The sequence below is a fragment of the Flavobacterium sp. genome (assembly GCF_039916025.1).
Classification (GTDB): Bacteria; Bacteroidota; Bacteroidia; order Flavobacteriales; family Flavobacteriaceae; genus Flavobacterium.
Genome location: NZ_JBDSMB010000103.1, coordinates 1 through 12,720, shown reverse-complemented (window position 1 = coordinate 12,720; position 12,720 = coordinate 1). Strand labels below are relative to the sequence as shown.

At 36.7% G+C, this 12,720-nt stretch carries 16 protein-coding genes; 9 read left to right on the top strand and 7 right to left on the bottom strand.

All coding sequences use genetic code 11. From position 1 onward, the window contains the following. Positions 1-27 precede the first annotated feature (27 nt). Both ABIQ27_RS07160 and ABIQ27_RS07155 read right to left on the bottom strand, forming a co-directional pair. Positions 28-258, bottom strand: coding sequence for a hypothetical protein (locus ABIQ27_RS07160; protein WP_348033105.1), 231 nt, complete (start codon positions 256-258; stop codon positions 28-30). Positions 259-355: 97 nt separating this feature from the next. Next, complete coding sequence (locus ABIQ27_RS07155; protein WP_348033104.1) at positions 356-778, bottom strand: response regulator; 423 nt, start codon at positions 776-778, stop codon at positions 356-358. 214 nt (positions 779-992) lie between these two features. Between ABIQ27_RS07155 and ABIQ27_RS07150 the strand changes: the two genes are divergently transcribed. From ABIQ27_RS07150 to ABIQ27_RS07125, 6 genes are all read left to right on the top strand, one after another. Then, positions 993-1,460 carry a hypothetical protein gene (locus tag ABIQ27_RS07150; protein WP_348033103.1) on the top strand — a complete coding sequence of 156 codons (468 nt, stop codon included), beginning with the start codon at positions 993-995 and terminating at the stop codon, positions 1,458-1,460. 73 nt (positions 1,461-1,533) lie between these two features. Then, positions 1,534-3,093: a rhomboid family intramembrane serine protease gene (locus tag ABIQ27_RS07145; protein WP_348033102.1), complete on the top strand. Its 1,560-nt coding sequence runs from the start codon at positions 1,534-1,536 to the stop codon at positions 3,091-3,093. Between the two features lie 205 nt (positions 3,094-3,298). Then, on the top strand, positions 3,299-4,852 hold the full coding sequence (locus ABIQ27_RS07140; RefSeq protein WP_348033101.1) for a T9SS type A sorting domain-containing protein: 1,554 nt from the start codon (positions 3,299-3,301) through the stop codon (positions 4,850-4,852). A 322-nt stretch (positions 4,853-5,174) separates the two neighbouring features. Continuing rightward, the gene (locus ABIQ27_RS07135; protein ID WP_348033100.1) at positions 5,175-5,642 is read left to right on the top strand and encodes a hypothetical protein; all 468 of its coding nucleotides are present in this window, start codon (positions 5,175-5,177) and stop codon (positions 5,640-5,642) included. A gap of 287 nt (positions 5,643-5,929) precedes the next feature. Next, positions 5,930-6,304 carry a response regulator gene (locus tag ABIQ27_RS07130; RefSeq protein ID WP_348033099.1) on the top strand — a complete coding sequence of 125 codons (375 nt, stop codon included), beginning with the start codon at positions 5,930-5,932 and terminating at the stop codon, positions 6,302-6,304. Positions 6,305-6,435: 131 nt separating this feature from the next. After that, positions 6,436-6,855, top strand: coding sequence for a response regulator (locus tag ABIQ27_RS07125; RefSeq protein ID WP_348033098.1), 420 nt, complete (start codon positions 6,436-6,438; stop codon positions 6,853-6,855). Positions 6,856-6,894: 39 nt separating this feature from the next. Here ABIQ27_RS07125 and ABIQ27_RS07120 read toward each other — a convergent pair whose 3' ends face one another. Then, positions 6,895-7,395, bottom strand: a complete 501-nt coding sequence (locus ABIQ27_RS07120; protein ID WP_348033097.1) for a low affinity iron permease family protein — start codon at positions 7,393-7,395, stop codon at positions 6,895-6,897. 282 nt (positions 7,396-7,677) lie between these two features. On the opposite strand from ABIQ27_RS07120, the gene ABIQ27_RS07115 reads away from it, so the two are divergent. From ABIQ27_RS07115 to ABIQ27_RS07105, 3 genes are read left to right on the top strand one after another with little or no spacing between them, the layout of a single operon-like run. Then, on the top strand, positions 7,678-7,836 hold the full coding sequence (locus ABIQ27_RS07115; protein WP_348033095.1) for a hypothetical protein: 159 nt from the start codon (positions 7,678-7,680) through the stop codon (positions 7,834-7,836). Between the two features lie 37 nt (positions 7,837-7,873). Beyond that, positions 7,874-8,101: a hypothetical protein gene (locus tag ABIQ27_RS07110; RefSeq protein WP_348033094.1), complete on the top strand. Its 228-nt coding sequence runs from the start codon at positions 7,874-7,876 to the stop codon at positions 8,099-8,101. A gap of 49 nt (positions 8,102-8,150) precedes the next feature. Beyond that, a complete protein-coding gene (locus ABIQ27_RS07105) occupies positions 8,151-8,636 on the top strand; it encodes a DNA-deoxyinosine glycosylase (RefSeq protein WP_348033093.1) in 486 nt (161 codons plus the stop codon). A gap of 43 nt (positions 8,637-8,679) precedes the next feature. Here ABIQ27_RS07105 and ABIQ27_RS07100 read toward each other — a convergent pair whose 3' ends face one another. The 4 genes from ABIQ27_RS07100 to ABIQ27_RS07085 form a co-directional block, all read right to left on the bottom strand. Further along, complete coding sequence (locus ABIQ27_RS07100) at positions 8,680-10,302, bottom strand: ice-binding family protein (RefSeq protein ID WP_348033091.1); 1,623 nt, start codon at positions 10,300-10,302, stop codon at positions 8,680-8,682. A gap of 228 nt (positions 10,303-10,530) precedes the next feature. Then, on the bottom strand, positions 10,531-11,451 hold the full coding sequence (locus tag ABIQ27_RS07095; RefSeq protein ID WP_348033090.1) for a pseudouridine-5'-phosphate glycosidase: 921 nt from the start codon (positions 11,449-11,451) through the stop codon (positions 10,531-10,533). After that, on the bottom strand, positions 11,444-12,367 hold the full coding sequence (locus ABIQ27_RS07090; RefSeq protein WP_348033088.1) for a PfkB family carbohydrate kinase: 924 nt from the start codon (positions 12,365-12,367) through the stop codon (positions 11,444-11,446). Before ABIQ27_RS07090 ends, ABIQ27_RS07095 begins: the two co-directional genes overlap by 8 nt. 162 nt (positions 12,368-12,529) lie before the next feature. After that, positions 12,530-12,720: DUF465 domain-containing protein (locus ABIQ27_RS07085; RefSeq protein WP_348033087.1), on the bottom strand; the 191-nt coding region annotated here is incomplete at its 5' end.

Here is a 12,720-nt window from a genome sequence, read left to right as displayed (position 1 = left end):
ACTAGTTAAGTATTAAAATTATAGTGGTTATCTTTTTTCTACCCGTACTTTTTCCGAATCATCTTCGTCAGAACGGTACACTTCCTCATTATGGTTTATCAATCGTTTTGATTTCCCATTATCTGAATCATAGCTGTTGGAATCCGGTTTTATATTTTGGTCTCTTCCGTCTTCGGGGCCGGGCTGTGAAACAGAATGTTCAACAGCATCAGTTGGTATTGTATTTTTATTTTTTAAATAATCGCTTGCGGTTTTCATAATGGTATTGTTTTAAATTGACTATAAAAATTAACTGTTTATCTACTTTAAAACTCTGCTCCCGAGGCTTCGGGATTGAAACTCGCTACAGGTAAGTTTAGTAAACCCTCAGACTATTCCTTTGCATCATTGTGTCCAGTATCCTATTCGGTAACTCCTTCATTTCTTCTATGCTTACTGGCTTTTTAAGGAATATAACCGATGGATTATCAAGGTGTCTCTCCTGCTCATCCGTATTGATAGCCGTTGAGATTACAAACTTAACCATCGCTGGTGCCGCTTCCAGTTCCTGCAATGCATTTACTACGTCTATCCCCGAGAAGAAAGGCATGTACATATCAATCAGCAAAATATCCGGAATGTTCTTTTTGCGGCTGATTTCATCAAAGACTTCTATCCCTGAAGTCAGGCACCCGATAAGCTCAAAACGCTCATTATGCAGGAATAAATCTTTAAGAAGTTCTCTGTCGTCGAAGTCATCATCGGCCACGACAATAGTAAATGGTTCTGGTTGGTCCATTATAGTTTAGTTTAAATTTTGACAAGACTAATTTCGGAAATAATTCTGAGAATGTTTTATACGAATACTAAATCTATTTACATAATTTTAACATTGATATCAGTTCTCCCTCACCCCTCATCTTTCATCTCTCATCTTTCTCAAACATAAAATATTTCACTACTTTAGACCTCAATAAACTTATAACCTTTATAACCCTTTTAAACTTTATTCTATGGCTTGGGAATGGCTTTCCAGTATTAAAAACATAACCGAGATTGTTAGCTCCTTCGGAGAATTGGCAAAGAACAACCGAGCCACAAAAGATATGTTGATTCGGGAGTTAAAACTCAATATTAAAGGGTTTGAAACGGCACAGAACAATAAAACTATAAATTATGATAAGCTGTTATCCCTACTGAAGAATGATAGGATACAGAAAGCAAGAGAATCCAGATTCACCTTTGCAACCTTAAAAAAAGGGGTCATTGAAAACAAGCACATCAAAGACGATAGAAACAAAAAATATAGGGGTAAAAGTGCCGAATGGCTTTTCAAAAACATTGATGAGAAAATTGATGATTTGAGAAACCAAAAGCAATATCACAGCTCCTTGGAAAATATCGATAAATCAATTATAGCACTGCAGTTTTCCAACTTGTTTTATAAGATGAAATTGTTGGCGGAGTTTATAAATAGTTAAGAGGTACTGAGGTACTGAGGTGCTGAGTTAGAAATAATAGACCCTAAATAAAATTATAGTTTTAAATAAATACATGACCAATTACCTGACTAAACTCCGCTATATCTTATTGCCTTTTTTATTGTGTATTATTGCTTTACTGCTAGGCTATAGCTTCTTAAATTGGCTGCTGATTATTCAGCTCGAATGGATAACTGTTGATGACATTTTCATTGAGATCTTTGCCCCTGCAATCATTGCGTTTATAATTGCTATCACGATGCTCCGCTCTACCGTCAGACGCTTGTATTTTAAAAACGATAAAGGTTCTGATTTTTTTTATTTCATTCTCACACTTGGAATAGGGATTCCTACTATCATCGCTCAAATGTATTTGTCAACCGCAACAGGAAAACTAACGGCTTTGGATAACATCAGCCAAATAGACTCCCTACCCAAAACCAAATACTACACCCTCAAACAATATTATTTTTATAAAAATGATGTAAGCACCAAAGAAGATATAGGAACCAGCGGCAAAAACAATCAGTATATGGATTTTAGGCTTTATTGTGTAGTGCCTATTCTAAAAACACAACAGGATACTCTGGCCGGAACCACACATTACTGGCTTTGTAAAAAATATATCGACGAGATAAGCAATTACTCGTCAGAAGAAGTTAAAAGAGCAGCCTTTGATAATTTTGTGCGCGCGAGCGAAATGAAATTTAAACTGGAGTCCTTTTCTTTTTCTTATTTGGAGCGCATCAGTCATGGTCAGGATGCCAAATATTTTGGACATGCTGCCAGTCTGAACCATTGGTCACGCGATGGTATCGATATACTCCTGGAAACACAACACGGTGACTTTGCTGAGCGCAATGGAGAAAAACTGGGCTGGGTGTTTAAATCTACAGGGATAGTGCTGGCTATTTTTGCCTTGCTCCTGCTCTGCTTCCGACTCAAAACTACAGCAGAACTGAGTAAAGACAACAAAAAAATAGCCCGTGAAAAAGCCCGGGGATGGCGAAAAAACTACGAATGGATATTGCCTCATGAGGGTTTTTATAGCACACCACTTTTGTTGTATGCCAATCTTTTAGTGTTTTTGGCTATGGTTTTCAGCGGAATGGGCTTAGTTTCGTTCAATGGGTCTGAGCTAATCGAATGGGGTTCTTTATACAAACCTTATCTTGAAATTCAGGGTGAATGGTGGCGCTTAGTTACCTATATGTTTTTGCATGGCGGACTAATGCATATTCTCAATAATATGGTGAGTCTTTATTTTGTAAGCTTCTTTTTGGAACATATATTAGGCAAGTGGCGCTTTGTGATGGTGTATCTAGTAAGTGGTATTTGTGCCGGAATTGCCAGTTACTATTGGCACGAACATACAAATACTGTCGGAGCTTCGGGCGCTATCTTTGGCTTGTATGGTTTTATGTTGGCTTTAATTTTAATGAAAGTAACATCGCCGGGAATTAACAAGTTCTTTTTCATTATTGCCAGTATATCCATTGGCTATACGCTGCTAATGGGAATTTTCGGAAATGTAGATAATGTGGCGCATATTGGCGGACTGGTAACAGGATTCCTTATGGGGTTGGTGCTTTCAGGAGATTTGAAAAGAGATAATCCTCAAGAGCACTCATAAAAACTTCTCGATACATTCTGACAAGTCGGAACACTCAAAGAGACGGTCTAAGGTCAGCTTGGTTATCTCTTACTACTGCTTTCTGCTTTCTGCTTTCTGCTTACTGCTTACTGCTTTCTTACTTGTTCACCTCATGTAAACCTAACTTTATCCCGCCACATATTATTTTTTCGCAAATTTGTGTTAGTAATAAATCAACGCAATTATGAAAAGAATATTTACTTTGGCAGTTATCCTTTTATTAAACCAACAACTGAGTGCCCAGCAATTTGAATGGCTGAGAACTCCTGCTATCAACTTCAGTTTCAATCCCGAAGGCATTGGCTACCCTACTGCTTCTGACAACCAGGGAAATACCTTCGTATGCGGATTCAAAGACTCGCCTTTAATTTATAACGATATCTTTGGAAACCTTTGGCTGTTGAAATACAATGCGGCTGGAGAATTGCTGTTCAGCAGAACCATCACTGGGACTGTGAATGCTTACAAAATGACTGTTGATACAGCCGGAAATCTGTATATCGCTGCGGCTTATATAGATGAAATAAGCATTGATGACTTACATATAACTACCAGTTTTCAGGGAGTCAAACCCATACTATTGAAATTTAGCAGTAATGGCGATTTACTGTGGAGCAAAACAATAGGAGGTGAATTTACAGAATACTTCAAAGCGCTGGCTGTTGATAGTACCGGAAACGTATACATAGGTTATGGTGATTTTCTGGACACCCATATTGAACGTTTAGACTCAGAAGGCAATTCCCTTACAACCATTAATCAAACTCAGGTAAAATCGCTGTCATCTGTTAGTGTGGACAGTCAAGGGAATATATATGCAGCGGGTGCCTGCGCAGAAATGAACGTGAGTTTCAACGGCACAGACGTTGTCAATTTACTTCCATACAATACTTATTTGGTCAAATACAATCCTTTAGGGCAGATGCAGTGGATGCATTTTGAAGAAGATGTGACTTGTCCCGAACCGCAGGTAGTCGCACGGACTCCGGATGAAGTGTATTTCAGTTCATATCTAAATGGCAGTTATACCTTTGGCACCATAGCTACTGAAGGGCCTGTTGGTGGTGGTGGCACCGATTTCTTTCTGGCAAAATTAAATGCCAACGGAGAATACCAATGGGTGAAAGAAGTACCCGGAAACGGTGAAGTACAGTTGGGCAACCGAAATTTCCTGACGATAGACAACCAGGGAAATCCATATATAGCCGCCCGATATAGAGGAACTATCCAATGGAGTCCAAGTATAAGTTCGCAATCCCTCAATTTTAACAATGATATTTTGGTATTGAAATATAACCCGCAAGGCGATGTCCTATGGGCTAAAACAGCTGGCGGTACTTCAGAAGACCGCGCTGATGGCATATCCATCTTAAACGACGGCAGTATTATCCTTTCTGGAATGGCATACGGAAATGTAACTTTTGATGCACTTTCGCATAACACTGCGACTGACTTTACATGCTATCCGTACGTTACTAAAATCAATACTTCAACCTTGGGCATCCCTGCTCCCGAATTGAATAATGTGACAGTATATCCGAATCCGGCACAAGATTTTATAACGCTCAATTCACCAAATTACAGAGGAAATGCAGTAATTTATTCTGTGTTGGGGCAACAATTAAAAAAAGTAAACATCAATACTGATACCACTGCTATAGACATCAGCACACTGGCTTCGGGCACTTATCTTCTTCGATTGGAAACTGGACAGTCAAGTAAAATTATTAAATTGTAAGCCCTTTTGGCTCCTTGCTTTTTAAAGAAAGAGTTGCATCATCTTTTTTCTATAATAGCGTTATAGAAATTACCTCAACTTAAATGTCTAATTATCCTTTTAACGTTAAAATCTACTGCTTATCGGCTTTATATCCCGCTTTTATACAATTACAAACAACTTCATTAACTTTTGGCTACCTTTAAAAGACTTCTCTATAAGCAAACTAGCACAAAAACAAAACAGTGCTTACAGTAGCTGTTTAACTGCTGATAAGTTGTGAAAATTGGCAATTCACAAAAAGTTATATTTCTTTAAATTAAACATACGGGTATTTTAAACTATGGAAAGACAACGCACTTTTAATGAATTGACAATCGCTCATCAGGAATTACTGCTTCATCTTCAAGAACTTGAAAAATGTAATAGGGAACTAGTTACTGCTAACAAACATTTAAAAGACTCCAACAATAAAACAGAAACTCAAACAGCAGCATTGAATACTGCTAATAAAAAAATTATTGTTGAAACAGCATTAAAAAATGAGCGTACCGCCGAACTCAAAATAGCTAATACGAAACTTCTAAATGCAGAAACCGGTTTAAATGAGATAGCTTTTGCCATATCCCATAGGATAAGAAAAGCCGTAGCCAATATTTTAGGTATTGCATATCATTTAATTGACGATGAAACTATGACACCTGAAGAAACAAAAGAAATGACAAACATTATCATTCAGTCAGCAAACTCATTAAATCTTTATACTGAAGAATTAGCCAAATCGTTGTATTCAAAAAGAGAATCTTCTTGAAAATTGTTCTTCACTGATGAGTCGGATCACTTCCCGAAAATTTCCGGATGGAGTGATTATGGAAGCTCTCTTTAAAAAATAAAAAAAGAAAATACTTTCTTACTAAATTTAAAATTCTTCTGACTTTACCGAAATTATATTGCATTTCAACGATTTTGTAGTGGCGTTTATCCATTAGGAAACTATTTTCCCTAAATTTGGTCAAACCTAAAAAACTTGTCCTGTTAAGTTATGTTTTCACTCTGAAAAAAACGATTAACAATTGTTACATATAAAATTTAAAAAGGATGAGAAAAAATGTGCTTCATATTGACGACGATGAAGATGATTTGGAAATTTTCAGTGCTGCAATTCAAAGCATTGACAGTAAAATCAAATGCATTTCAGTAAACAACGCCGTCGATGCACTAAAAAGAATAACGTCCCGTGAACTTGCTCCAGAAGTTATTTTCATCGATCTTAACATGCCGCGAATGGATGGTTTTCAGTTTTTAGCCGAATTAAAAAAAGTTCCCGGATTAAATATTCCTGTTATTGTTCTTTCAACATCCTCACATATGGAAACAATTAACAAGGTTAATAAATTGGGTGCTGACGGATATGTTGCAAAACCAAATACCATCAAAGAATTTGTTCGGTTACTAAGCCCTTTTTTAATTTAATTTATAAGCTCTGCTTCTTTACGATTTTTGATTTCTACCGTCAAAAACATATAATTATGTAACGAGGAACGAAATTCTTATAACATCTTTATCCTACAGATGTTGCAACTTTGAGCTAAATAAATTGCCTCATGAAATCAGATAAACCCTTAACGATTATTATAGCTGACGATGATGAAGATGACAGAGAATTGCTTAAATTTTTATTCAACCAGAATGAAAAATTCGAACTCATTGGATGCTTAGATTCAGGAGTTGAGACTGTCAAGGAAATTATGGTTAATAAAAATATTCCTGACATCCTGCTCATCGATATGTATATGCCATTATTGACAGGGTCAGAAGTGGTAAAAAAACTGGAAGAAAGCCAAATGGTACCCGATATGTACAAGTTTATCATTTCTACCCAGATAAATACCGCAGAACAGAATAAATATATTAACAGCCCCAAAGTTAAATTTATCAGAAAACCTGCAACACTAGCTGAGATTAACCACCTTCCGGGGATTATACTCGACAGCCTGCATCTTCCAAATAATACCAAGGTATAACTGAGCAATTAAGCAACAAATGATGAAAAGATATGCAGATTATTTAGCTGAGTTTTCACTTCCCTTAGCTTTTTTAGTATCCTGAATTTCTTGTTTTCTGCTTTTTATGTTGTGCTGTTCCTGAGCCTCTCCAAGGGAATGTGAAGTGTGTAAAGATTCTTCTTTTTCTGTCAGCATGCTAAGTTTTTGGTAATACTTCTGTACCACCTGCATCTCTTCCTCGGTCATGCTTTCAATATCAACTAGCCTGTTGCTCGATAATTCGTTCGAAGCTACCAGTTCATTTAGTTTTAACTGAATCGCAAGCGAATCTTTATTCTGTGCTTTTTGAATCAGAAAAACCATTAAGAAGGTAATGATTGTTGTCCCTGTATTTATAAAGAGCTGCCAGGTTTCGGAAAAATGAAAAAATGGTCCGGAAACAGCCCAAATGATTACAATTGAAAAAGCCATGACAAAGGCCGTAGTAGAACCAGCTGCTTTTGAAACCGCACTGGCAAACTTTTCAAACCCACTGCTTCGGTTGGTAGTATTTTTCATGATTTGTTTCTTTATTTTATTCAAAATTAAAACATTACCGAAAGCATTATTTATATAATTATTCCTTTAAATTATATAATGATGATTTTGATTTAAATAGAATTTACATCCTCATGCCCTATAAACAGTGATTAAACCAAATTTAATATGCAGATTATATAACTGATTTGAAAAAAATTATAACAACTACTCTTGTTAATTCCTGTAATTTCATCATATTATTTTTAACAACGGAATGGTTATATTCACTTAACCCTAAAGCACATAGTCATGAAAAAACAAATGCAAATTGCCACAGTATTGATTTTTATCCTCACTCTATTTACAAGTTGTGAAGTCGTAGAAGGCATCTTTAAAGCCGGAATGGGAGTCGGAATTTTTATAGTGCTGGCAGTAGTCGGTGTGATTATATGGATTATAAGCCGAATCGGTAAAAAATAAGATCCATTATTAATTTATTAACCTTAAGACCTAAAAAATGAACATGTCAAAATTTATAGGAGCAGTACTAATACTTATCAGTTTATTGATTGGCTATATCGGCATCAATAAAATAGACGATAATGCAAAAGAAGTTAATCTTTTAGGATTAAGAATAGATGTTTCAAACGAATCCGAAAAACAACAGGGATATCTCTATGTGGGATTGGCAGTTTTACTTTTTTCTGGTGGAATTTTTGTTGTAAATAAAACAACTAAAGCATAGCCTTTATTAATTGAAAAGATTCTTTTAATTTGGTTTATACTGTTTTAATATGAAAATCTACTCATTCCCGTCTCTATCCAATCCCGAAGCTATAGTCTTGCTTCTTGGCACTATGCCCGGCGTACAATCGTTGGCTATAAATCAGTATTACGGACATCCGCGAAATCATTTCTGGAAATTATTGCATACTATTTTCGATGAGGAATTTTCAACAGATTACAATCAGAAAAAAGAAATGCTGCAACGAAATAAAGTAGCGGTTTGGGATGTATTGCAGGCTTGTGAACGGCAGGGCAGTTTAGACAGTGCCATTATTAAAGAAGTCCCAAACGATTTTACAAGTTTTTTACAACAGCATCCAAATATAAAACTCATTGCCTTCAACGGACAAAAAGCTGCCGCTTTTTTTAAAAAGCATGTCAGACTTACAAAAGATTATCAGTTTATTACATTGCCATCCACAAGTCCGGCTCATGCCGATAAAAGCTTTGAGCAGAAGTTAAAGGCATGGGAAGTGATTAGAGCTATTAAATAAAAAACCCGATTAGTAAAACTAATCGGGTTTCAACTTTTCAGTTTTATTTTGACAACAGCTTACCTGTTTGTATCAATCCGGTACTGCTAATCAGTCTGTAGAAGTACATTCCGGCAGAAAGGTTTGTTTTAACAATAGTAGTTGTTTCATTAATAGCTTTATGATAAACAAGTTCGCCCAAAGTAGTATATAAATAAAATTCACCTGAGCTATTCAAATCAGAAAGCTTAATTTCGAAGCTATCAGCAAAAGGATTTGGGTACAACACACCAACATTTTTACTATTAGGCGTAATATCGCCAATACCTAATGAGGTACAGCCAACCGGCATGGTGTCCGTTATGGCAAAGGTAGTTAATGCACCGTTGGTGGTAAGCATTCTTCCTGTAACAGTAGAACCCGTAGCTACATTTATCGCGGCATTATTAGCAACCAGTGTTCCCGTGAATTCAGAATGATCACTAATAGAAACTGCCCCGTCAACTTTCCAGTATACATTTTGGGCCTGCGCTCCATTCAAAAGAAAAACTTTAGCAGATGGACTGGTTGAAAACGCACCATAAATATTAATAGTAAATACGGCATTAGCATTTCCTTCGGCATCCAGATACAAATTATTGGTTAATACTGTAGCAGTATTTAGCAGATAAGCATGTGGTGTAAGTAATAAATCATTACCAAACTGTGCAGGATACAATAATTCAATATCCGTAGGCAATGTATTTAAATAGCTATAAACTGTTAGTAAATCAGTGGCACATTGTGCTGTAGAAGTATCAGGTTCAGGATGAATAGTACCAGTAACATTCGCTGCATCAAAACCAGTTGTCAAACCAACATTGGTTCCTACATCGCCAGTAACAAGAGTAACGCCGTCATTAATTACATTTTGGTTACCTGAAAACAGAGCGTAACAAACTACTGTACCTAAATTAGGAGCAGTCGGTCCGGTAAGTGCAGGCCTTGCACAGCCTAAAGGTAATTTAGCCACAATACCATTTACGGTAATGGCTCCTGTAGTAGAGAATAGTCTTCCATCAAGTGTTGAATTAATACCCATAAGAATAGCAGCGTTATTAGCAACTACAGTACCTTTCATTTTGGTTCCGCTTGACATATCCACCAAACCTTCCACTTTCCAGAAAACGTTACAGGACTTAGCGCCATTAATCAAAGTAACCTGTGACAAAGCATTAGTGGAAAAAGCACCCTGGATTTGGAAAACAAAAACGGCGTTAGGATTACTTTCGGCATCGAGTATAAGTTCTCCATCTAAACTCGCGCCACTATTGATAAAATAAGTACCCGCGGTTAGTGTTGCTCCATTTCCTAATAAAGATGACGGAAAATAATTGGGAATAAGTGCGTTTAATTGTGTGTAGGCAGTCAGTACATCCGCTGATGCAATATGACTGGCAGTATCATCATCATGCATCACACCGTTAACGTTTCCAAAACCAGTTGAAGTAGCGCCGGAAGTATCAGTTCCTACATTTCCGGTAAGGTGAGTCATTAAACTATTGGTAACATTAGAAGTAACTGCACCATCTCTTGAAAAAATTACGAAATCTGTCGCCGTTCCTAAAACCGGTGCCTGAGCATTTGATCGCAATCCTGTTATTGATATTATAATACCTAACAGTTGATAGAGTAATTTTGTTTTCATCTTGTTTATTTTTACATAATAACTTAGCCGTTATTACTTGGTAAAGGTGACCCCAAAGCGCACCGTATCGTTATACAATAAAATAGTATAATTGTATCATTCACATGTTTGAATAATGGGCTTAAAAACATAAAAAAGCTATCCTTTTTTAACGGGATAGCCTTTGTTTTTCCATTAGATTGTTTACCTCTGGTTATTCAAGCACTTTCGCACTATGATAGAAAAGGTTTATTTAAGATTTTGCAACGCCACAGCAACTTCCGCTCCTATCTTAGCATTGTTTTTTATCAGGGCAATATTCGCTTCCAGGCTTTCGCCTTCGGTATTATCGGCAATGAATTTTAATAAAAAAGGTGTTACCAATTTGCCTTTTATTCCTTGATTATTGGCTTCGCTTAGTGCTTTGAGAATGTGTTGTTCAATAACGGCTGGTTCCATTTCATATTCTGCAGGAACAGGATTAGCAATCAAAACTGAACCATTTAAATCCAAATCCCATTTCGCTTTTAAGAGTTGGGCAATTCCTTTAGCCGTGTCCAAACGCAATGGTGATTTAAAGCCACTTTTGGAAGAATAAAAATTTGGGAATTCATCCTGTCCATAGGTTACAACCGGAACACCGATTGTTTCCATATATTCCAAGGTCAAGCCAATATCCAATATCGATTTTACACCAGCCGCAACTATCGCAACATTTGTAGTTGCCATTTCGGTTAAGTCGGCTGAAATATCCATGGATTCTTCGGCACCGCGATGAACGCCTCCAATACCGCCAGTGGCAAAGATTTTAATTCCAGCCATAGAAGCAATACGCATCGTAGCCGCAACAGTAGTCGCACCGGGCAATTGCTGTGCAATCACATACGGCATATCGCGTAAGCTTACTTTCCAAACGTCTTTTGTTTGGGCAAAATAATCAATATCATCCTTTGACAAACCTACTAGGCACTTTCCGTTTTGAATGGCAATAGTCGCAGGAACAGCACCATTTTGTCGGACAACATCTTCAACAGCTGCTGCTGTCTCAGCATTTTTCGGCCACGGCATCCCATGAGAAATAATGGTGGATTCTAAAGCAACAATAGGTAAGTTATTATCCAATGCATCTTGCACTTCCGGACTGATAATGATATAATCGTTTTTAGTCATTATAATACGTTTTCTTGTGTTTGTATAATGCTGAAGGTGTTAACGTGGCGTCAACCGTGCCTTTGCTTTTTAGTATTTCCAAAGCCAGAGTGTGTCCTAATTGCAAACAAGTCTTTTCGTCTTCGCCATTTACATAGCCAAAAACCCAGCCTGCCAATGCCGCATCACCTGCGCCGGTACTGTCCACGATTTGAATTTCCGGAACCGACAAATCTATTCTTTTGGTTTCGGTATACATTACAGAACCCTTTGCTCCTTTTCGAATCCAAATGGATTTTACGCCTCTGTTAATAAGGGTTGTCAATCGCTGTTCTTTTGGAGTATCGTTGCTACACATTGCGCGTAGTTCATCCTGATTTGGTGTTATCATAAAAACTCCATTCAAATCTAAGCCAACTAATTTTGTTGCTTTGGCCACTGAAACGGGTTCTATTATGAGTTGTTTTTGATAGTCTTTGGCGAAATGTATCATCCATTGAATCGTTTTGCTATCCAGATTTGTATCGATAATCAGGATGTCAAAGCCTTTGATATAATCAATCTGTGTTTCTAAATAATCTACAGAAATATACTTTCCGCAGTTATCCTCGCAAACTGCAACATATAAATTGCCATCGGGTTGCAGTATCGAAACATATTTGCCAGTAGTATCATCCTCTACAAGAGATTGCTCACAGGAAATACCGTTTTTTACAAAAGTATCTTTGATATACATGCCATCAGCATCATTTCCAATTGCTGTGATGATTGCCGGATTGACTTCTAAAATAGCTAAATGCTGTGCAATATTGCTAATTACACCACCGATACTTGTTGCCTTTCTTGCAGGATTTGAAGATGCAGAGACGATGTTGCTTTCACAGAAATACAACTCATCTACTAAAGTGGCGCCAATACAGAGCACTGATTTATTCATAAAAACAAATGTAAAGAAATGAATTGAATTGGGAATTGGGAATTGGGAATTACGAATTAGGACTTGTCTTGAACTTACTCATTTTTTACTTAAGACATAATACCCTATAGAAAAAACAAACCACGTTTTTCAACGTGGTTTGTTTTTTAATTTAATTATTTATTAGAAATACGAATAAATTTCGTCCTTTATAAATAATAGTTTGGCTTTTAATTCGTGTGCGTATTCGTCGATAACAATTTCTGAACCTGCATTTATTTTTTGTATGTGACGTTCCAGTTCGTGGTAATCATCAAACAATTTTCTGAAGTGTTCATCCGAAACTTTTAAATCATGGATTTTGTCTTTGTGCT